This window comes from Sphingopyxis alaskensis RB2256 (assembly GCF_000013985.1).
In the GTDB taxonomy this organism is placed as follows: domain Bacteria; phylum Pseudomonadota; class Alphaproteobacteria; order Sphingomonadales; family Sphingomonadaceae; genus Sphingopyxis; species Sphingopyxis alaskensis.
Map to the genome: position 1 here is coordinate 3,107,111 of NC_008048.1, position 19,500 is coordinate 3,126,610.

Annotated in this window: 21 protein-coding genes; 16 read left to right on the plus strand and 5 right to left on the minus strand. The window is 68.4% G+C overall.

Translation table 11 applies throughout. The features are described 5' to 3' along the window. Positions 1 to 42: 42 nt before the first annotated feature. The 8 genes from SALA_RS15075 to SALA_RS15110 are packed head-to-tail and all read left to right on the plus strand — an operon-like array spanning position 43 to position 7,335. Positions 43 to 753: a DUF4129 domain-containing protein gene (locus tag SALA_RS15075; protein WP_011543232.1), complete on the plus strand. Its 711-nt coding sequence runs from the start codon at positions 43 to 45 to the stop codon at positions 751 to 753. Next, positions 750 to 1,979, plus strand: a complete 1,230-nt coding sequence (locus SALA_RS15080; protein ID WP_011543233.1) for a DUF4350 domain-containing protein — start codon at positions 750 to 752, stop codon at positions 1,977 to 1,979. Before SALA_RS15075 ends, SALA_RS15080 begins: the two co-directional genes overlap by 4 nt. Further along, positions 1,969 to 2,931, plus strand: coding sequence for an AAA family ATPase (locus tag SALA_RS15085; protein ID WP_049754682.1), 963 nt, complete (start codon positions 1,969 to 1,971; stop codon positions 2,929 to 2,931). Before SALA_RS15080 ends, SALA_RS15085 begins: the two co-directional genes overlap by 11 nt. Continuing rightward, a complete protein-coding gene (locus SALA_RS15090; RefSeq protein ID WP_011543235.1) occupies positions 2,928 to 4,238 on the plus strand; it encodes a DUF58 domain-containing protein in 1,311 nt (436 codons plus the stop codon). The genes SALA_RS15085 and SALA_RS15090 overlap by 4 nt, the downstream gene beginning before the upstream one ends. 17 nt (positions 4,239 to 4,255) lie before the next feature. Further along, positions 4,256 to 5,278 carry a stage II sporulation protein M gene (locus SALA_RS15095; RefSeq protein WP_041384194.1) on the plus strand — a complete coding sequence of 341 codons (1,023 nt, stop codon included), beginning with the start codon at positions 4,256 to 4,258 and terminating at the stop codon, positions 5,276 to 5,278. Next, positions 5,275 to 6,141, plus strand: coding sequence for an RDD family protein (locus tag SALA_RS15100; RefSeq protein ID WP_011543237.1), 867 nt, complete (start codon positions 5,275 to 5,277; stop codon positions 6,139 to 6,141). Before SALA_RS15095 ends, SALA_RS15100 begins: the two co-directional genes overlap by 4 nt. Then, positions 6,128 to 6,835 carry a nitroreductase gene (locus SALA_RS15105; protein WP_011543238.1) on the plus strand — a complete coding sequence of 236 codons (708 nt, stop codon included), beginning with the start codon at positions 6,128 to 6,130 and terminating at the stop codon, positions 6,833 to 6,835. The genes SALA_RS15100 and SALA_RS15105 overlap by 14 nt, the downstream gene beginning before the upstream one ends. Next, positions 6,832 to 7,335 (plus strand): hypothetical protein, encoded by a 504-nt coding sequence (locus SALA_RS15110; protein ID WP_011543239.1) that lies wholly within the window; start codon positions 6,832 to 6,834, stop codon positions 7,333 to 7,335. The genes SALA_RS15105 and SALA_RS15110 overlap by 4 nt, the downstream gene beginning before the upstream one ends. A 129-nt stretch (positions 7,336 to 7,464) precedes the next feature. On the opposite strand, the gene SALA_RS16545 is transcribed toward SALA_RS15110, so the two are convergent. Continuing rightward, positions 7,465 to 7,905, minus strand: coding sequence for a hypothetical protein (locus tag SALA_RS16545; RefSeq protein ID WP_192807427.1), 441 nt, complete (start codon positions 7,903 to 7,905; stop codon positions 7,465 to 7,467). Between the two features lie 101 nt (positions 7,906 to 8,006). Between SALA_RS16545 and gyrB the strand changes: the two genes are divergently transcribed. After that, positions 8,007 to 10,583, plus strand: coding sequence for a DNA topoisomerase (ATP-hydrolyzing) subunit B (gene gyrB, locus SALA_RS15120; RefSeq protein ID WP_011543241.1), 2,577 nt, complete (start codon positions 8,007 to 8,009; stop codon positions 10,581 to 10,583). 100 nt (positions 10,584 to 10,683) lie between these two features. Continuing rightward, positions 10,684 to 11,088 (plus strand): septal ring lytic transglycosylase RlpA family protein, encoded by a 405-nt coding sequence (locus tag SALA_RS15125; protein ID WP_011543242.1) that lies wholly within the window; start codon positions 10,684 to 10,686, stop codon positions 11,086 to 11,088. Positions 11,089 to 11,251: 163 nt separating this feature from the next. On the opposite strand, the gene SALA_RS15130 is transcribed toward SALA_RS15125, so the two are convergent. Then, positions 11,252 to 11,758, minus strand: coding sequence for a DUF4402 domain-containing protein (locus tag SALA_RS15130; RefSeq protein ID WP_011543243.1), 507 nt, complete (start codon positions 11,756 to 11,758; stop codon positions 11,252 to 11,254). A 127-nt stretch (positions 11,759 to 11,885) separates the two neighbouring features. Between SALA_RS15130 and msrB the strand changes: the two genes are divergently transcribed. Continuing rightward, positions 11,886 to 12,293, plus strand: coding sequence for a peptide-methionine (R)-S-oxide reductase MsrB (gene msrB / locus SALA_RS15135; protein ID WP_011543244.1), 408 nt, complete (start codon positions 11,886 to 11,888; stop codon positions 12,291 to 12,293). Positions 12,294 to 12,345: 52 nt separating this feature from the next. Then, positions 12,346 to 14,523 carry a transglycosylase domain-containing protein gene (locus SALA_RS15140; protein ID WP_049754684.1) on the plus strand — a complete coding sequence of 726 codons (2,178 nt, stop codon included), beginning with the start codon at positions 12,346 to 12,348 and terminating at the stop codon, positions 14,521 to 14,523. Between the two features lie 6 nt (positions 14,524 to 14,529). Here SALA_RS15140 and SALA_RS15145 read toward each other — a convergent pair whose 3' ends face one another. The 3 genes from SALA_RS15145 to SALA_RS15155 are packed head-to-tail and all read right to left on the minus strand — an operon-like array spanning position 14,530 to position 16,338. Further along, positions 14,530 to 15,261, minus strand: a complete 732-nt coding sequence (locus SALA_RS15145) for a M48 family metallopeptidase (protein ID WP_237700891.1) — start codon at positions 15,259 to 15,261, stop codon at positions 14,530 to 14,532. Further along, the gene (locus SALA_RS15150) at positions 15,242 to 15,688 is read right to left on the minus strand and encodes a YcgN family cysteine cluster protein (protein ID WP_011543247.1); all 447 of its coding nucleotides are present in this window, start codon (positions 15,686 to 15,688) and stop codon (positions 15,242 to 15,244) included. Before SALA_RS15150 ends, SALA_RS15145 begins: the two co-directional genes overlap by 20 nt. A 2-nt stretch (positions 15,689 to 15,690) precedes the next feature. Continuing rightward, positions 15,691 to 16,338 (minus strand): SCO family protein, encoded by a 648-nt coding sequence (locus SALA_RS15155; RefSeq protein ID WP_011543248.1) that lies wholly within the window; start codon positions 16,336 to 16,338, stop codon positions 15,691 to 15,693. Positions 16,339 to 16,426: 88 nt separating this feature from the next. Here SALA_RS15155 and SALA_RS15160 point away from each other — a divergent pair, with 88 nt between their 5' ends. Genes SALA_RS15160 through SALA_RS15175 form a run of 4 tightly spaced genes read left to right on the plus strand, consistent with a single transcriptional unit; the run spans position 16,427 to position 19,463 of the window. Beyond that, positions 16,427 to 17,053: an ankyrin repeat domain-containing protein gene (locus tag SALA_RS15160; protein ID WP_011543249.1), complete on the plus strand. Its 627-nt coding sequence runs from the start codon at positions 16,427 to 16,429 to the stop codon at positions 17,051 to 17,053. 55 nt (positions 17,054 to 17,108) lie between these two features. Next, entirely contained in the window at positions 17,109 to 18,383 is a 1,275-nt protein-coding gene (gene ribB / locus SALA_RS15165; RefSeq protein WP_011543250.1) for a 3,4-dihydroxy-2-butanone-4-phosphate synthase, read from the plus strand. Beyond that, positions 18,383 to 18,808 carry a 6,7-dimethyl-8-ribityllumazine synthase gene (gene ribH / locus SALA_RS15170; RefSeq protein ID WP_011543251.1) on the plus strand — a complete coding sequence of 142 codons (426 nt, stop codon included), beginning with the start codon at positions 18,383 to 18,385 and terminating at the stop codon, positions 18,806 to 18,808. The genes ribB and ribH overlap by 1 nt, the downstream gene beginning before the upstream one ends. Further along, positions 18,801 to 19,463: a hypothetical protein gene (locus SALA_RS15175; protein WP_153802723.1), complete on the plus strand. Its 663-nt coding sequence runs from the start codon at positions 18,801 to 18,803 to the stop codon at positions 19,461 to 19,463. Before ribH ends, SALA_RS15175 begins: the two co-directional genes overlap by 8 nt. The last annotated feature ends 37 nt before the right edge of the window (positions 19,464 to 19,500 follow it).

Consider the following 19,500-nt stretch of genomic DNA (forward strand, 5'->3'; position numbering starts at 1 on the left):
ACGTTCGGCGATGAGCGAGCGGGGCGAGATCGACATATCAACATGATATCCATGTGGATCGCCCAGACGTCGGCCGTGGCCGGCACGCCCGGCGCCGCGGCGGAGGGCGGCTGGCTGCTCGATCCCGAGCTGGTCGACCCCGCCTTCAGCCAGACGGTTGCGGGGGGCGAGATCCAGACGGCGTTTCCGCCGCCACCCCCGCCGCCCGCGCCGCCGCCCGAATGGCTGACGTCGTTGTTCGACGCGATCGGCCGCTTTTTCGACTGGAGCACCCCCGCGGCGAAACCGCTGATGTGGATCGCGGTCGCGGTCGTGGCGCTGTTCCTCCTCTATCATTTCGTTCCCGCCTTTGCGCGCCGCGTCGACGAATGGCGTTTCCGTCGTCGCCGGGCCGACGCCGACGGCGAGGACATGGCCGCAGCGGCCGAGGCGGGCGCGGCGCGCGCGCTGCTGGCCGAGGCCGACGCGCTCGCCGCTGCGGGCCGCTTTGCCGAGGCGGTGCATCTTCTCCTCTATCGCAGCGTCGAGGATATCGAGGGGCGCCGCCCCGGCCTCGTCAAACCCGCGATGACCTCGCGCGACCTCGCCGCCGCGCGCGACCTGCCGCCGGTGGCGCGCGGTGCATTCAGCCGCATCGCGCGCGCGGTCGAAATCAGCCTGTTCGGCGGTCGCGCGATCGACGCGGGCGCGTGGGACGAGTGCCGCGCCGCCTATGCCGATCTCACCATCGCCAGAAATTGGGCGCGCGCATGACCGATGCCGCCGCCGACCATGGCTTCAACCCGCGCTTGATCGCGGCGGTCGTCGCGATCGGCGTCGTCGCCTTCATCGCGCTCTGGGCGCTGATCGCGCTGGGGCCGCAGCTCGGCAGCGGCAACGACGGCGGCGGCCATGCGCTGTCGAAGGCGGCGCCGGGCTATGCCGGGATCGTCGATCTGGCCGAGCGCGCGGGCGCCGAGGTCGAACTGCGGCGGCAGGTCGAACCGGGCCACGATTACGAGCATGACCCGCTCGTCATCCTGACCCCGACGATGCGCACGCCGACACAGGACATGCGCGATCTTCTGGCGGCGCAGGGCGATGCGCCCGTGCTCGTCATCCTCCCCAAATGGGCCGCGGCCCGCGCGGGCGCGAAGGCGCCGAAGCCCGGCTGGGTCGGCAGCGGTATGGCGCTGCCGCCGCCCGCGCGGCTGCTGCCCGAGGACGTCTTCGGCACCGTCAAGATCGGCCGCGCGCGCTGGGGCAATAACGATGCGCGCGGGCGCATCGGCGCGCGCGCCGTCCGCCTGATCGAACCCGGCCAGCTTCATACGGTGCGCGGCGCCGGCCTCGATCCGCTGCTCGTCGCGTCGGACGGATCGGCACTCGTCGCGCGTCTGCGCGAGCGCAATCTTTACATTCTCGCCGACCCCGACCTCGTCAACAATCTAGCCTTTGCGAGCGGCGCCAGAGCCGCCGCCGCGGCAAACCTGCTCGACGCGATCGCCGAGGATGCCGGGGCCGACGGCCTCGCCTTCGACCTGACGCTCAATGGTTTCGGCGCGCAGCGCTCGCTGCTGCGCTTCGCGTTCGTCCCGCCCTTCATCGGCATCACCCTCTGCCTGATCGCCGCCGGGCTGTTCGCGCTGTGGCAGGCGTGGGCGCGCTTTGGCCCGGCACTCAAACCCGGCCGCGCGATCCCGGTGTCGAAGGCGGCGCTGATTGCGAACAGCGCCGACCTCATCAAACAGGCGCGCCGCGAACTCGACGGCGCCGCTGCCTATGTGAAGAGCCAGCGCAGCGCGATCGCGCGGCGGCTGCACGCGCCACCGGGCCTCGACGACGAAGCGACCGACGCCTGGATCGACCGGCACCAGCGCGGCGGCGAGCCATTTTCCGCGCTCGCGCGGCGTCTGCCGCGCGCGCGCAGCACCCATGAGTTTCTTGCAGACGCGCAGGCGCTGCACGCCATCAGGAAGGATCTACTCCGTGACAGCTGACATCCAGGGCGTTCAGGCGCTCGGCGCCGCGATCGAGGGCGAGGTCGCCAAGGCCGTGTTCGGGCAGGGGCCGCTCACCCGCATGGTGACGATCGCGCTGCTCGCGGGCGGCCATGTCCTGCTCGAAGGGCCGCCGGGCACCGCCAAGACCTTGCTCGCGCAGGCCTTCGCGCGCGCGAGCGGCCTCGATTTCGGGCGCATCCAGTTTACCCCCGATTTGATGCCCGGCGACATTTTGGGGTCGAACCTCTTCAACTTCCAGACGTCGAGCTTCACGCTCACCAAGGGTCCGATCTTCGCCGAATTGCTGCTCGCCGACGAAATCAACCGCACCCCGCCCAAGACGCAGGCCGCGCTGCTCGAGGCGATGCAGGAACGGCGGGTGACCATCAATGGCGAGCCGCATGTGATGAGCCCGCGCTTCACCGTGCTCGCGACGCAGAACCCCATCGAACAGCAGGGCGTCTATCCGCTGCCCGAAGCGCAGCTCGACCGCTTCCTGTTCAAGCTTGTCGTCGATTATCCCGCGGCGGACGAGGAACGGCGGATCGTCGCCGACCATGGCGGCCGCTTCAACAGCCCCGCGGTCGGCGATTTCGGGGTCACGCAGGTCGCCGATGCCGCGGCGATCGGCGCGGCGATCGACGTCATAGCGACCGTCCGGCTCGCCGAAGAAATTGTCGATTATATCGTCCGCCTTGTCCGCGCGACTCGCGAAAGCGCCGACCTCGAATGCGGCGCGTCCCCACGCGCCGCGACCCTGCTCGCGCGCGCGGCGTGCGCGGCGGCGGCGCTCGACGGGCGCGACTATGTGATCCCCGACGACGTCCAGCGCCTCGCCGCCGGGGTGCTGCGCCACCGCGTCATCCTGTCGGCGGCCGCCGAGATCGAGGGGCGCAGCGTCGAACAGGTCGTCGCCGCGCTGCTCGAACGCGAGGCTGTGCCACGGTGATCTACCCCACCCGCCGCGCCATCTATCTGCTGCTCGCGGGTGCGCCGCTGGCGCTGGTGCTCGGACTGGTCCGGCCCGAGCTGTGGCTGGTCGCGCCCGGCTGGATCGGGGCGATCCTCGCCTGCCTGATCCTCGACACGCTGTCGGGGGCCAATCCGCGCCACCTGACGCTCGACGCGCGCTATCCGGCGCAGGTCGGCGTCGGCGACCCCTTCGACCTGTCGCTCGCCGCGCGTGGCCGCACCCTGCCGCCGCGCGCCGGGATCGCGCTGTCGCTCGACGAGCGGCTGGCCGTGGGCGGACGGCTGGCGGGTGAGATGCGCCGCACCGAGGGCGCGCTCGTCGGCACGCTGTCGCTCGCCGCGACGCGGCGCGGGCAGGCGGAGGTCACGGCGCTGTGGGTGCGCTGGGCGGGGCCGCTCGGGCTGGTGTGGAAACAGCGCCGGTTCACGATGGGCGGCGCGATCACCGTCGTGCCCAGCCTGCGCGCGGTGACCGACGCGGGGCGCCGTCTCTTCCAGCGGAACAACTGGTTCGGGCTCCGCCAGCAGCGCTTCCGCGGTGAAGGCAGCGAGTTCGAGGCGCTCGCCGAATATCAGCCGGGGATGGATCGCCGCGCGATCGACTGGAACGCCTCGGCGCGCCACGTCAAGCTGCTCGCCAAGGAATATCGTGTCGAGCGCGACAATCGCGTCATACTCGCGATCGATGCGGGGCGCACGATGGCCGAACCCGTCGGCGGGATGCCGCGCGTCGACCGGGCCGTGTCGGCGGCGCTGCTCCTCGCCTATGTCGGCCTGAAACTCAATGACCGGATCAGCCTCTTTTCCTTCGCCGCCAGACCGCAGGCGCTGACCCCCGCCTATCTGCACGTGCAGGATTTCCCGGCGTTGCAGCGCGCGGCGAGCCGCGTCGACTATGCGCCGGTCGAAAGCAATTTCACGCTCGCGCTCACCACCTTGAGCGCGCAGCTCAACCGCCGCTCGCTGATTATCCTCTTCACCGAATTTGCCGACGCGACGAGCGCCGACCTGATGATTCGTGCGGCGGGGCGGCTGGCGAAAAAGCACCGGCTGCTCTTCGTCGTCATGCGCGACGAAGAGGTCGAGGCGGAGGAGCGGCGCCATCCCGAAAGCGCCGCCGACGTCACGCGCGCAAACGTCGCGGCGGCGATGCTCGCCGATCGCCAGCTGGTGATTGCGCGGCTCCGGCGGCTCGGCGCCGACGTGATCGAGGTGCCCGCCGATGACATGGCGGCGCGCGCGGTCGAGGCCTATCTGGGCATCAAGCGGCAGGGCAGCCTGTGATCCCGCCGCCGCCCGCCATGCCGCGCGCGCTTGATGCGCCGAGTTTTTCGACGAGCCGCTTTCGCGCCGAGCGCGAGGGTGACTGGATCGCCTTCGACCGGCTGCTGACCCGATTGGAAAAAAAGGGTGCGAAAGGGCTGTCGAGCGAGGAACTGCTGCAACTGCCGGTCCTCTATCGCGCGACCCTGTCGTCGCTGTCGATCGCGCGCGCGACCAGCCTCGACAAGGCGCTGCTCGATCATCTCGAGGCGCTGTCGATCCGCGGCTATTTCCTCGTCTATGGCGTGCGCGAGAGCCGCTGGAGCCGCTTGCGCCGCTTCTTCCTCTACGACTGGCCGGCGGCGGTGCGGGCGGTGTGGAAGGAAACGGTGGTCATCGCGCTGATCATCCTGCTCGGCGCCCTGACCAGCTATTCGCTCGTGTCGAGCAACCCCGAATGGTACTATAATTTCGTCGACGAAGGCATGGCATCGGGGCGCGACCCGCGCGCCAGCGCCGAATATCTGCAATCGACGCTCGGCCAAGGCGAGGCGGCGGCGGGCAAGGGCGAAAGCGGCCTTCATATCTTCGCGACCTATTTGTTCACCCACAACAGCCGTGTGTCGATCCTCTCCTTCGCGCTCGGCTTCGCCTTTGGCGTGCCGACGATGATGCTGGAGTTCTACCAGGGCATCGGGCTCGGCGCGATGATGGCGGTCTTTTCGGCCAAGGGGCTGGGGGTTGATTTCGGCGGCTGGCTGTTCATCCATGGCACGACCGAATTATTCGCGGCGGCGCTGGCGGGCGCGGCGGGACTGCGCATCGGTGCCGCGGTCGTCTTTCCCGGCGCGCGCGGGCGGCTGGAGGCGGCGGCCGCGGCGGGGCGCACCGCGGGCAAGGTGATGATCGGCGTCATTCTGATGCTGCTCGCCGCGGGCCTGCTCGAAGGCTTTGGGCGCCAGCTCATCACCGACACGATGCTGCGCTATGCGATCGGAACGCTGATGCTGCTGCTCTGGCTGGCCTATTATTATATCCCGCGGCGCGGGGACGCGGCGTGACCGCGGCTGCCAACGCCAAGGCACGCGCCGCGAGGGCCAAAAAGGTCCGCCAGTTCGTGACGCCCGAGGGCGTCGACCTCGAACTGCGCATCGCCGGCGCGGGATTGCGGTTCGGCGCGCTGCTCGTCGACCTGCTCCTGATCCTCGCGGCGCTCATCCTTTTCTCGCTCTTCATGCTGTGGGTCGGTATCGCGTCGCAGTCGGACGTCACCGTCGCCGTGTGGATGCTCGGCGCCTTCGTGTTGCGCAATTTCTGGTTTATCGGCTTTGAGCTGGGATCGCGCGCCGCGACGCCGGGCAAGCGTCTGATGGGCATCCGCGTCGTCGCGCGCGACGGCGGGCGGCTGACCGCCGACGCGGTGGTCGCACGCAATTTGATCCGCGAGCTCGAACTGTTCCTGCCACTGATGATGCTCGGCGCCGGCGCGGCGGAGGACATGGTGTCGGGCTGGGTCATGCTCGCGGGCCTGCTCTGGTCGCTGACGCTCAGCCTGTTCCTGCTGTTCAACCGCGACCGGATGCGGATGGGCGACCTGATCGCGGGGACGTGGGTGGTGATGGCCGAGCGCGCGAAGCTCGCCGCCGACATCGCGGGCGATGCCGCGGGCGAGGCGATGGTCTTCACCGACGCCGAGCTTTCGGTCTATGGCATTTTCGAGCTTCAGGAACTCGAGCGCGTGCTGCGCCACCGCGATGCGCGCGCGATGCGCGAGGTCGCCGACGCCATCCGCGCCAAGATCGGCCGTCCGGTCGCCGAAGAGGATGACGTCTTCCTGCTTTCCTACTACCGGCAACTGAAGGCACGGCTCGAACGCGGCCTGCTGTTCGGAAAGAGGCGAGAGGATAAATATGCCAGCGACTGACATGCCAGCGACCGACATGAGCGTGACGCAGGCGCTCCGCCGGCGGCGTTCGGTGCGCGCCTTCACCGACCGGTCGGTCGATCCCGCGCTGCTGAAAGAGATTTTCGCGGCGGCGCAGCGCGCCCCCTCGGGCGGCAATCTTCAGCCGTGGCAGGCGACGGTGCTCACCGGCGAAGCGTGGCAGGCGGTCAGGCAAGCCGTCGCCGCGCGGATCGCGATGGGGCGCGCGGGGCAGGAGCCCGAATATGACATCTATCCCCCGGCGCTCACCGCGCCGTGGACCGACCGCCGCTTTGGTGTCGGCGAGGCGCTCTATGCCTCGCTCGGCATCCCGCGCGAGGACAAAAGAGGGCGACTCGCTCAGTTCATGGACAATTACCGGGGTTTCGGCGCACCGGTGATGCTTTTCCTCCATTGCTCGCGCATCATGGGGCCACCGCAATGGGCCGACATGGGCATGTGGCTGCAATCGGTGATGCTGATGCTCGTCGAACAGGGCCTCGCCAGCTGCCCGCAGGAATGCTGGGCGATGTATGGCGCGACCGTGCGGCGCACGATCGGGCTGGGCGACGACCAGATTTTGTTCACCGGGCTGGCGATCGGCTATGCCGACGAGGATGCGGCGGTGAACCAGTGGCCGGTGCCGCGCGCGCCGATCGACGAAGCGATTGACTGGAAAGGATTTGGGACATGAGCAGGTCGGGGTTACGCCATGCGACGGTCGCGGCGGGCGCGCTGGTGCTCGCGGGCTGCGCGGCCATCCCGCAGCCCGCAGCACCGCCCCCCGCGCCGGGGCCCGCCGCGCCCGCGCCGACACCCGCGCCGCTGCCGACCCCGACGCCGGGATGGGAGGACCGCGCGGTCGATCGTGGCGCGTGGCGTTATGACGCCGCCAGCCGCACTGCCGCCTTCGTGCCGGCGGCGCGCGCCAGCCCGCTCCTGACGATGGCGTGCAGCGGCGACGGCATCCGCCTGACCTCCACGCTCGACGGCGCGGTCAGCCTGCGCACCAGCGCGGGCACCGACCAGCTCCGCTTCGAGCGCGGTAGCGCGACGCTGCCCAGCCGCGACCCGCGCCTCGACCGCATCGCCTTCAGCCGTGGCCGCTTCGCGCTCGAAACGCCGGGCGGCGGCGCGCTGACCCTGCCGGTACAGGCGGAAATCGGGCGGGTGATCGAGGATTGTCGGGGGTAGTTGCGCGCGATTGCGGTTTTGGGGTGGTGATCTGCCGTTGATGATCCTCCCCATCGACTTGCGATGGGGAGGATCTTATTATGTCCGCAATCGGCCAAACTCACCATAACGGCGCCCCACCGCTCCGCGTTAGCCCCCCAGCTGCACCGTTCCGCCGCGAATCCAGCCCCAGCGGCACGGCCCCTGATATTCGCGGGCATTCGGCACCGACCTGCCGACGCCGCACATGTCGGGATCGGTGCCGGGCGCGGCAAAGACGATGCCGAACCAGGCGTCATTCTCCGCCGCTTCGCACAGCGACACGCGCGCGCCGCCGGCCAGCTTCGCCTTCACCGCGCGCGTCTCGTTCGGCGCCCAATAGACGTCGGTGCCGCCGTCCTTGACCCGGCTGATGCTCGAACAGGCGGGCAGGCTTGGCCCCTCGGTGCCGATCATCACCGCGCGCGTCGCGAGCGGTTCGCCCGCGACCTCGGGGGCGTTGTCGGGCGGCGGCGCGGGCTGGTTGCACGCGGCAAGCGACACGGCGAGCAGGACGGCGGCGGGGACAACGAGGACATGTTTCATGGCCATGAAACTAGCGGTCGCCGCGCGGGGGTGCAACGCCCGTCGCGCGAAGGCCGAGAGCGGCATTTTCGCTTGGGTTTTATGCGCGCCGACCCTATATAATCGACATGACAGACACCCCCGAGAACAGCGCGCCCGAAGGCGCCGCAAAACAGCCCAACGCCAACGCCTATGGCGCCGATTCGATCAAGGTATTGAAGGGGCTCGATGCCGTGCGCAAACGGCCGGGCATGTATATCGGCGACACCGACGACGGGTCGGGGCTGCATCATATGGTGTTCGAGGTCAGCGACAATGCGATCGACGAGGCGCTTGCCGGTCATTGCGACCTCATACTCATCACATTGAACAGCGACGGGTCGGTCAGCGTCGAGGATAATGGCCGCGGCATCCCCACCGACATCCACGCCGAAGAGGGCGTGTCGGCCGCCGAAGTCATCATGACCCAGCTCCACGCGGGCGGGAAGTTCGAGAATACCAGCGACGACAATGCCTACAAGGTGTCGGGCGGCCTCCACGGCGTCGGCGTCAGCGTCGTCAACGCCCTGTCCGAATGGCTCGAACTCACCATCTGGCGCGACGGGCAGGAACATTGGATGCGGTTCGAGCATGGCGACGCCGTCGCCCCGCTCCGCGTCAACGGCCCCGCCCCGGCGGGCAAAAAGGGCACGCGCGTCACCTTCCAGGCGTCGACCGACACGTTCAAGAATGTCACCGAGTTCGATTTCGAAAAGCTCGAGCATCGCTACCGCGAGCTGGCGTTCCTCAATTCTGGGGTGCGGATCAAGCTCGTCGACGCGCGCCACGCCGAACATGTCAGCCACGACCTCTTCTATGAGGGCGGCATCGCGGCGTTCGTCAAATATCTCGACCGCAACAAGACCCCGCTGCTCCCCGATCCGATCGCGATCAGCAGCGAGCGCGACGGCATCGGCATCGACGTCGCATTGGAATGGAACGACAGCTATTATGAAAATGTCCTCTGCTTCACGAACAATATCCCGCAGCGCGACGGCGGCACGCACCTCGCCGCCTTCCGCGCCGCGCTGACGCGCACCTTGAACGGCTATGGCGAAAAGTCGGGACTGCTGAAGAAGGAGAAGGTGTCGCTCACCGGCGAGGATATGCGCGAAGGGCTGACCGCGATCGTCTCGGTCAAGCTGCCCGACCCCAAGTTCAGCTCGCAGACCAAGGACAAGCTCGTCTCCTCCGAAGTCCGCCAGCCGCTCGAAAGCCTGATGGCCGACCGGATGACCGAATGGCTCGAGGAAAATCCTGCCTATGCGAAGGCGGTGATCCAGAAGGTCGTCGATGCCGCCGCGGCGCGCGAGGCCGCGAAAAAGGCGCGCGAGCTCACCCGGCGCAAGGGCGCGATGGACATCGCCTCGCTCCCCGGCAAGCTCGCCGACTGCCAGGAACGCGACCCCGCGAAATGCGAGCTTTTCCTTGTCGAGGGTGACTCGGCAGGCGGCAGTGCGAAGCAGGGCCGCGACCGGCATGTGCAGGCGATCCTGCCCTTGAAGGGCAAGATCCTGAACGTCGAGCGCGCGCGTTTCGACCGCATCATTTCGTCGAAGGAGGTCGGTACGCTGATCCAGGCGCTCGGCACCGGCATCCGCGACGAGTTCAACATTGAAAAACTGCGCTATCACAAGATTGTGATCATGACCGACGCCGACGTCGACGGCGCGCATATCCGCACGCTTCTGCTCACCTTCTTCTACCGCCAGATGCCCGAAATCATCGAGAAGGGGCATCTCTACATCGCGCAGCCGCCGCTCTATAAGGTCGCGAAGGGGCGGAGCGAGGTTTACCTGAAAGACGACAGCGCGCTCGAAAACTACCTCGTCGACGGCGGGATCGATGCGCTGATGCTCGAAACCACCGGCGGCGCGCGGTCGGGCGCCGATTTGCGCGGACTGATCGAACATGGGCGCCGTTTGCGCGCGCTGATGCGCTATGTCCCGCGCGGCCATAATTATGGGCTGGTCGAGGCGCTGGCGCTGAACGGCGCCCTCGATCCGGCGCTCGACAGCGCGGGCCGCACCGCCGCCGCGGTCCGCGCCGCCGAATGGCTCAACGCCGCCGAGCGCGCGCTGACCGGCGGCGCCGAGGCGAAATGGACGATCACGGCCGCGGGCGGCGGCTACACGCTCGAAAAGCGCTGGCGCGGGGTCAGCGACCATCATGCGATCGACGCGGCCTTCCTCGCGAGCCAGGAGGCGCGTCGGCTGCACACGCTTGCCGCGGAACAGGCCGAAACCTATGCGCACCCGGCGCGGCTGGTAAAGGGCAGCAGCGCCGCGGCGCTCGCCGCCGACGCCGCCGCGCTCGCCGCGACCGAGGCAGCCGAGGACGATGCCGAAGCGAGCGACGGCGACCTGCCCGCCGCGACCGCCCGCAAGGTCACGCCGATCACGCGTCCGTCCGAACTGCTCGAGGCGATCTTCGCGCACAGCCGCAAGGGCCTCGCGATCAGCCGCTACAAGGGGCTGGGCGAGATGAATGCCGAACAGCTTTGGGAAACGACGCTCGATCCCTCGAACCGTTCGCTGCTGCGCGTCGAGGCCGAACAGGCCGACATTGCGCACGAAATCTTCGAACGATTGATGGGCGACGAGGTCGAACCGCGCCGCGATTTCATCCAGACCAACGCGCTGTCGGTGGCGAATCTCGACGTCTGAACGCACATCCGGCCGCAAATAGGGTTCGATTGGACGCGCGGCGGCTTGCCTCGGCACGCCGCCGCTGCTTTGGGCGCTTCCTCTGACAAGAGGATGTGTCATGCGGGCCTTTTCAGCCATGCTGCTTCCGCTTCTGCTGACGGCGTCAGCCGCGGCGCAGGAAGTCCCGATCGTCGATGAGGCGCTTGCCGAGATCGTACCGGAAACCGAGATCGTCGGCGGCGTCGCAAGCTATTATGGCAATGAACTTGCGGGCAACCGCACCGCGAGCGGCGAACGCTTCGATCCCGGCCAGCTCACCGCGGCGCACCGCACCTTGCCCTTCGGCTCGATGGTGCGCGTCACCAATGTCGCCACCGGCGACAGCGTCGTCGTGCGGATCAACGACCGCGGACCCTTTGCCCATGGCCGGGTGATCGACGTCAGCCACGCCGCCGCGCGCGAAATCGGTCTGCACCGCAGCGGCACCGCGCGCGTGAAACTGGCGCTGCTCGCCGACGATTGAGCAGGGAGGTTGCTCCATTGACCGGTTTCGGTCGCCGCTTTCACCGTCACCCCGGACCTGATCCGGGGTTCATGACTTCAGCGCCGCAGTGAATCGCGGATCAAGTCCGCGATGACGACGCTGGACAAATAGACGTCGGTTCCCCACCCCAAAGCCGCCTGACCTATTGATACTCGACCGTCACCGGAATGCGGCCGCGATAATCGCCGTCGTCGAGCGCCGCGACCTGCAAACGGCCGCCAAAGCGGAATTGCAGGCGGCCATCGGCGCCGAGCCGCGGCGCCGCCGACAGGTCGGTCACCAGCCCGGTAACGCGCGCGGTGCGGCCGTGGCCGCTGGTCAGGTCGACGCTGGCGGGCAGGATCACGCGCACTTCGGCGCCTGGCTCGCCGCGCACCGTCACGGTGCCCGACAGCGCAAAGCCGCCGAGGTCGACGAGGTCGCCGCGCAGCCGCCGCGCGCCGGAGGCGGGATCGATCTCGACCTCGCCACCCATCGCGCCGACTGCGATCCGGCCCATGTCGAGCCGCGTTTCGACGTCGATGCGCAGCGGCGTTTCGGCCTTGCGCCCCTGACCCGCCGCCGCATCCTGCGCGCAGAGCAGACATTGCGCGGCGGCCGGCGGCGCGCCGAAAAAGAGGGCTGCGAGCAGGAAAAGACACCGTTTCACGCGGCTTTCATGCGTCAAACAGGGTTAATTCGGCGTAAAGCCGTTGCGCCGATTGCCCCCTTGTTGCCGCGCCGCACCGCTCCGATATGAAGGCGAAGAAGCGCGACGCGCCCGCTGGAGACCGCCGATGACCGACCCGAAAACCGACAAGCCGCTCGACCCCATGGCCCATCATGTGCTGCGCGAGGGCGGCACCGAACGCGCCTTCACCGGCAAATATACCGACCATAAGGGCGATGGCATCTATCGCTGCGCGGGTTGCGGCGCGCCGCTGTTCGACAGCCGCACCAAATATGACAGCGGGTCGGGCTGGCCAAGCTATACGGCGCCTGCAAACGAAGCGGCGGTGACCGAACATCGCGACGCGAGCCACGGGATGATCCGCACCGAAGTGCGCTGCGCGACGTGCGAGGGCCACCTCGGCCATGTGTTCCCCGACGGCCCCGGACCGACCGGCCTGCGCTATTGCATCAACAGCGCGGCGCTTGACTTCGCCGACCGCGCGCCGGATGAGGCGTCAACCGGCGAGGGCTGAACCCTTCGCGGACTGACGCATCAGGGGCGCAGTGAGAGAAGGAATACGGGCTTTGCGCCGCGAGAGACAGCAAGCTTCGTCGAATAAATCGTCATCGCCCGGTAAAGGCAGCGGCTCGCCCCGCGGTGCGCCGTCACGCCTGCGCCTGTGGCTGCGCCGCATCTTTCGCTGGGGGCTGGGGCTCGCCGTCGTCGGCCTCGTCGCGCTGGGCGTCGCGGTCGGCATCGCCGTGCAGCGAATGCCGAGTTTCGAGGAGCTCAAGAAATCGCCCGCGGGGCAGACGATCCGCGTCCGCGCCGCCGACGGCACCGTCTTTCTGTCACTGGGCCCCAATTACGGCCGCTGGCTGTCGCTCGGCGAAACGCCGCAGGTGATGCAGGATGCGATGGTCGCGGTCGAGGATCGCCGCTTTCGCTATCATCCCGGCCTCGATCCGGTCGGCATGGCGCGCGCCGCGGTCTTTGCCGTCGAGAATTACGGCACCGGGCGGCGGATGCAGGGCGCCTCGACGATCACGCAGCAGCTGGCGCGCAATATCTTCCTGTCGAACAGCTATACCTGGGCGCGCAAGGCGCGCGAGATGATCCTCGCGCTCGCGCTCGAATGGAAATTCTCGAAAGACCAGATCCTCGAACTCTATCTGAACAAGGTCTATTTCGGCGGCGGCAGCTATGGCATCGACGCCGCGTCGAACAGCTTTTTCGGTCATAGCGCGACCGAAATGTCGCTGTCGGAAGCCGCGGTGATCGCCGGGCTCGTCAAGGCGCCGTCGCGCTATTCGCCGACCGCCGATGCCCAGGCCGCGCTCGGCCGCGCCGACGTCGTGCTCGACGTCATGGTCGATGCGGGGGTCATCACCCACGCGCAGGCCGAAGCAGCGGAACCCGCGAATGTTCAGCTTGCCAAGGAAACGGGGCAGAACAGCGCGCGTTACTTCACCGACTGGGCGTTGCCGCAGCTCGACATGCTGATCGACGAAGGCAGCGAGGCGCTCGACGTCTACACGACGATCGACCTCAACATGCAGCGCGCCGCGACGGCATCGATCCAGGCGAACACGCCGCCGGGCGTGCAGGGCGCGCTCGTGTCGCTCGACCGCGACGGCGCGGTGCGCGCGATGGTCGGCGGCCGCGACTATGTGACCTCCAACTATAATCGCGCGACGCAGGCGCTGCGCCAGCCGGGATCGGCGTGGAAGCTGTTCGTCTATATGGCCGCGCTCGAGGCGGGCTATAAGGTCGACGATCCCGTGGTCGACGAGCCGGTGACGATCAACGGCTGGAGCCCGCGAAACTCGTCGGGCCGCTTTGCGGGCACGATGGATTTGCGCAGCGCCTTTGCCTATTCGGTCAACACCGTCGCGGCCAAGCTGGGCGATGAAATCGGCTTTTCGGCGGTTGCCAACATGGCACGCCGTTTCGGCATCACCACGCCCGTCAACACGCACCCGTCGATGGTGCTGGGAAGCGCCGAGGTGCGCGTGATCGACATGACCGCCGCCTTTGCCGCGGTGGCGCGCGGGGGCGTGTCGGTGCAGCCCTATGGCATCACCAGGGTGACGACCGCGAGCGGCGAGCTGCTCTATCAGCGGCCTGCCGAGCGCGGCAGCACGCTGGTCGATCCCTGGGTGGCGGCCGGGATCACCGACCTGCTCCAGACCGCGGTCAACACCGGCACCGGGCGCGCGGCGCAGATCGGCCGTCCGGTCGCGGGCAAGACAGGGACGACGTCGAGCAACAAGGACGGGTGGTTCCTCGGCTTTTCGAGCGGCCTTACGACGGGCGTGTGGATGGGCCGCGACGATGCGAAACCCGTCGGCGGGTTGCAGGGCGGCCGCGCGCCGGCCAAGGCCTTCGCCGACTATATGCGCGTCGCGGTTGCGCGGCGCCCGGTCGAGCAATTCGATACCGAGGTCGTGCTGCCCGAATGGCAGTTGGAGGACGAGGGCGAGGCCTATCTGGGCGAGCCGGGCGAGGAAGGCATGCTCGTCGACGAAAATGGCATGCCGATCGAACTGCCCTATGACAGCCGCCCGCCCGACAGTTTCGGCACGCCGCCCGCGGTCGAAGCTCCGGTGCTCGACCAGCAATGGATCGAGGAGCAGACGGGGCGCCGCCCGCCCGCAAACGGGGGCGGCGGCCAGCCCAAGGTGATTTCGGTCCCGAAAGCGCCGCCGCCCCAGGTCCGCGTGCCGCCGCCGCGGCCCGCTCCCGTCGAACCCGCGGATTGAGCGCGCTCAGGCGGTAAAGCGATAACGGTGCAGCGCGCGCCCTTCGCGCCGCAGCCAGCCGCGCGCCGCGGCGACGTCGCCGTCGTGCAGCGTGGCGACGAGCGCATGAAAGACCGGGCTGTGATCCATATGGCGAAGATGCGCGACCTCGTGCGCCACGGTCGCGCGGCGGACATGGTCGGGCGCCATGATCAGCCGCCAGCTGTAGCGCAGGTCGCCATCGTGGGTGCAACTGCCCCAGCGGCTGCGCGGGTCGCCGACGCCGACGCGGCCGACGGCCAGTCCCGCCGCGCCCGCAATTGCGCGGCTCTCGCTTTCCATGAGCGTGAGCGCCTCGGCCTTCAGCCAGCGCTCGATGCGGCGGCCGACGCTCTCGACCGGGCCGCCGACGCCGAGCGTATCGCTGCCCAGCCGGATGGTGCGCGGCGCGCCCGGCGACCAGTCGATGCGCCGCTCGATGCCGCGAAAGGGGATGACGGCGCCGGGGCCGACCATCACCGGCCTGACCGCCTTGCCGATCTGTTCGGCGAGCCACGCCTGCTGCTCGGCGGCCCATTTGATCGCCGCGCGTTCGCTCGCGCGGCGCGGCACGGTGAGCCGCAGTTCGCCGCGCGCACCATCGAAAATCAGGCGATAGCGGCGCGACTGCGCGTGGCGGACGATGCGCACCGGCCATGCCGCATCCCCCACACGGATGCGCGGCCCGTCGGCTGCCGGATCAAATGATGCGTTCGACAAGATGATTCTCGAGCGGCCCGGCGACATCCTCGCTCACCGTCCAGCCGACGATCGATTCGCCCGCGCGGTGGACCGCGTCGCGGTCGCCGCAGACCAGATAATGCCATTCGGGCAAAGGCTCGCCCTCGGCGCGCAGGCGATAGGCGCAGCTTTGCGGCAGCCATTCGATATCGCCGACCTTTGAACGGGTCAGCGTCAGGCAGTCGGGGACGCGGCGGCGGCGATGCTTGTAATCGCCGCAGCGCGCGGTCGACAGGTCGAGCAGGCGGCACGCGACATTGGTCGGATAGATACGGCCGGTGTCCTCGTCTTCCAGCTTGTGCAGGCAGCATTTGCCACAGCCGTCGCAGAGTGCCTCCCACTGGCCTGCGTCGAGGCTGGCGAGCGGCGCTTCCCAGAAGGGGCGCTCCGATGTCGCCCCCGCCATCGCTATTTGACCCACTTGGCCAGTTCGGCGGCGACCTTGGTGGGCGCACCCTCGTCGGGATCGGTCGTCGGGTCGTCGAGCGGCAGCAGCGCGAGCGGCTTGCCGTCGGGACCCATCAGGAAGGCGAGCTGGCTGTGCGCCATCAGATAGCGGTCGGGGGCCGATCCCGGCACCTTGTTATAGGTGACGACAAAGGCTTTGGCGGCCGCGGCGATCTGTTCGGGCGTGCCGGTCAGGCCGAGCAGGCGCGGGTGATAGCGCGCGACAAAGGGTTTGAGCGCTTCGGGCGTGTCGCGCGCGGGGTCGACGGTGATGAAGAGCGGCGCGACCCTGGCGCCGCGCGCGGCATCGGTCTTTTCGAACCGGGCGAGGCCGCGCATCAGCTTTTGCAGGTCGACCGGGCAGATATCGGGGCAGAAGCTGTAGCCGAAATAGATGAGGCGATAGCGGCCGGCAAAATCGCTGTCGCGGACGGTGCGGCCATTCTGGTCGGTCAGCGTGAACGGGCCGCCGATCCGCGCGCCTTCGAGCGGCGGCCGGGCGGGCGCGGCGCTGCCGCCGCTGCCGTCGCAGCCCGCCAGCGCGGCGCCGAAAACGAGGATCAGACTTGCACGGACGATCCTTTGCCCCATATTTGCGACATTCATCATGTGGCCAGCCTTGGTCGGCTAGCACGCGAAAATCAACCATTGTCGTCGCGCGAGCGGCGGACAAATTGCCCCAGGGGTCGCCCAGATCATGTTCCGCCGCGCCGCGTTCCGCCTTGCCGCTTTCGCTCTCGTCCCGCTTGCCGCCGCGGGGCTGGTCCATGGCCCGGCGCAGGCGCAGTTCCGCGGCGGCTATGCCTTTCTGCAAGCGGTCGAGAATCGCGACGGGAACAAGGCGACCTCCGCGCTCCAGGACGATCCGACGCTGATCAACACGCGCAATGTGGACACGGGCGAGACCGCGCTGATGATCGTCACCAAGCGGCGCGACACCAGCTGGCTGCGCTTTCTGCTCGCCAAGGGCGCCGATCCGGCGATCGCCGACCGCAATGGCATGACGCCGCTGATGCATGCCGCGCTGCTCAACTATACCGACGGAGCCGACGAATTGCTCAAGCAAAAGGCGCCGGTCGACCAGGCGAACCGGCGCGGCGAGACCGCGCTGATCCTGGCGGTGCAGTCCAAAAATGGCGCGATGGTCCGCCTGCTCATGCGGCGCGGCGCCAATCCCGACAAGACCGACCATGTCGCCGGCATGTCGGCGCGCGACTATGCCAGGCGCGATGACCGGACGGGCCAGCTGCTCGCGCTGCTCGACACACAGGCCGATGCCGATGCGCCCAAGCGCGAATATGGGCCGACCTTTGGCCCCAATTAACGTTGAATGTGATTGATGGATTGACGATCACATTATGATGTGAGATATGGCTGGCATGACCATCCAGCTCATCGATCGCATCCGCGCCATCGTCGCCGACGGCACCATGTCGCGTTCGGGCCTCGCGCGCGCCGCGGGGCTTCACGCCAACAGCCTGCGCGACCTCGACTCGCCCGGCTGGAACCCGACCGCCGAAACGCTGCGCAAGCTCGAAAACTGGCTCGCCAACGGCAGCGACCTGTCGCCGATGGCGAGCCCCGAAGAGATCATCGCCGAGGCGCGCAACGGCCGCATGTTCATCCTCGTCGACGACGAGGATCGCGAAAATGAGGGCGACCTTGTCATTCCCGCGCAGATGGCCACCCCCGACGCGATCAATTTCATGGCGACGCACGGCCGCGGGCTCATCTGCCTGACGCTGACCAGGGCGCGCGTCGATGCGCTGGGCCTCGAGCTGATGAGCCGCAACAATGGCACGCGGCACGAAACGGCCTTCACCACCTCGATCGAAGCGCGCGAAGGCGTGACGACGGGCATTTCGGCGGGGGACCGGGCGCGCACGGTGGCGGTGGCGATCGATGCGAGCAAGGGGCGCGACGATATCGTCACGCCGGGGCATGTCTTTCCCCTCATCGCGCGCGACGGCGGCGTGCTCGTCCGCGCGGGCCATACCGAGGCGTCGGTCGACATCGCGCGCCTTGCCGGACTCAATCCGTCGGGGGTGATCTGCGAGATCATGAACGACGATGGCACCATGGCGCGCCTCGACGACCTCATCCCCTTCGCGCGGCGCCACGGGCTCAAGATCGGTACGATCGCCGACCTCATCGCCTATCGCAACCGCAGCGACCGGCTGGTCGAATGCGTTGCCGACGAACCGTTCGAATCGGATTATGGCGGCGAGTGGCGGCTTAAATCCTATCGCAACAAGATCGACGGCAGCGTCAATCTGGTGCTGCAAAAGGGGCCGGTCGATCCCGATGGCGTGACATTGGTGCGGATGCACCCCGTGTCGATCTTCGACGATATCATGGGGCGTCCCGGCCCCCGCAAGCGCCGCCTGCAACGGTCGATGGACGCGATCGGCGAAGCGGGTGCGGGGGTCATCGTCCTGCTCATGCGCCCGCTCCCCGGATCGGCCGACGCCGAGGCGCTGCCGCCGCCGACCGGCGGCATGGACCTGCGCACCTACGGCATCGGCGCGCAGATCCTCGCCGACCTCGGCGTTCACGCGATGGAACTGCTCACCCCCACCCACAGCAATATCGTCGGGCTCGAAGGCTATGGCCTGTCGGTCGTCGGCGAACGCCCCATTCCCGGAGAAGCCTGATGGCGCACGTCCTGATCGTCGAAGCGCGTTTCTACAGCCATTTGAACGACATGCTGCTCGATGGCGTGCGCAGCGCGCTCGATGCCGAAGGGCATAGCCATGAAACGGTGACCGTCCCCGGCGCGCTCGAAGTGCCCGCGGCGATCGCGCTCGCCGCCGATAGCGGACGCTTCGACGCCTATGTCGCGCTCGGCGTGGTGATCCGCGGCGAAACCTATCATTTCGAGGTCGTCTCGAACGAAAGCGCGCGCGGCATCATGGCATTGACACTCGACGGGCTCGCGATCGGCAACGGCATCCTCACTGTCGAGAATGAAGAACAGGCGCTTGCGCGCGCCGACAAGACGCGCAAGGATAAGGGCGGCGAGGCGGCGAAGGCCGCGCTCGCGATGCTCGCGCTCAAGGAACAATTCGGTATTGGTTGATCGTCCGCCTCCCAGCCGTTTTTCCGTCGTCGAGCGCAGCGGGCGGCTGGTGGTGATCGACCGCGAAACCGGGCAGACCCCGCCGACGGCGGCCGAACGTATGGCCGAGCACGACCGCAAGCTCGGCGTCGAGCCGATCCGCCCCGCGAAGGCGAGCGTCGCTCCCGACATGTCGGCCGCCGCGCGCGCCGAATCGGGCCTCAGCGCGCGGCCCGCCCCGATGCCGAAACCGGCGGCGCGGCCCGCCAAGGCGAACGACGGCAGAGACCGTCTGGCCGCTGCGATCGCCGAGCGCGACAGGCGGCCGTGGAATAATCCGGCGCCCGATGACCGCCCCGCGCCACAATCCGCGCCCGCGCGGATCGCGGGCCGGCCCGCGCCGCATGTGGGCGGCGCGCGCAAGACGATCGTCACCGGCAAATGGTGGGATGCAAAAGGGCCGCGCACCGTCGAACTGGGCCCCAAGGGTCAGGCCGAGCTCACCGGCGGTTTCATGTTTCTTCTCTTCGGCGTTGTCATCGCGGCGATTGTTGTGCTCTTTATCGCGCCCGTGCTGCTCTTTGTCCTTGCTTTCCTGCTCTTCCGTTTCGGCAACAGGATATTGGCGCCGATCGGTGCGAGCATCATCGACAAGGCGTTGGCGGAAAAGGGATAGGGCGGGCCGCCCCCGCCTGTGCGGGGACGACCCGTCT

Coding starts and splice junctions, on each gene's coding strand:
- SALA_RS15160 (WP_011543249.1), top strand. CDS start 16,427: ATGTTCCGCCGCGCCGCGTTCCGCCTTGCCGCTTTCGCTCTCGTCCCG.
- SALA_RS15105 (WP_011543238.1), top strand. CDS start 6,128: ATGCCAGCGACTGACATGCCAGCGACCGACATGAGCGTGACGCAGGCG.
- SALA_RS15155 (WP_011543248.1), bottom strand. CDS start 16,338: ATGATGAATGTCGCAAATATGGGGCAAAGGATCGTCCGTGCAAGTCTG.
- SALA_RS15110 (WP_011543239.1), top strand. CDS start 6,832: ATGAGCAGGTCGGGGTTACGCCATGCGACGGTCGCGGCGGGCGCGCTG.
- SALA_RS15150 (WP_011543247.1), bottom strand. CDS start 15,688: ATGGCGGGGGCGACATCGGAGCGCCCCTTCTGGGAAGCGCCGCTCGCC.
- SALA_RS16545 (WP_192807427.1), bottom strand. CDS start 7,905: ATGGCCATGAAACATGTCCTCGTTGTCCCCGCCGCCGTCCTGCTCGCC.
- msrB (WP_011543244.1), top strand. CDS start 11,886: ATGACCGACCCGAAAACCGACAAGCCGCTCGACCCCATGGCCCATCAT.
- ribB (WP_011543250.1), top strand. CDS start 17,109: ATGACCATCCAGCTCATCGATCGCATCCGCGCCATCGTCGCCGACGGC.
- ribH (WP_011543251.1), top strand. CDS start 18,383: ATGGCGCACGTCCTGATCGTCGAAGCGCGTTTCTACAGCCATTTGAAC.
- SALA_RS15080 (WP_011543233.1), top strand. CDS start 750: ATGACCGATGCCGCCGCCGACCATGGCTTCAACCCGCGCTTGATCGCG.
- SALA_RS15125 (WP_011543242.1), top strand. CDS start 10,684: ATGCGGGCCTTTTCAGCCATGCTGCTTCCGCTTCTGCTGACGGCGTCA.
- SALA_RS15095 (WP_041384194.1), top strand. CDS start 4,256: ATGCCGCGCGCGCTTGATGCGCCGAGTTTTTCGACGAGCCGCTTTCGC.
- gyrB (WP_011543241.1), top strand. CDS start 8,007: ATGACAGACACCCCCGAGAACAGCGCGCCCGAAGGCGCCGCAAAACAG.
- SALA_RS15075 (WP_011543232.1), top strand. CDS start 43: ATGATATCCATGTGGATCGCCCAGACGTCGGCCGTGGCCGGCACGCCC.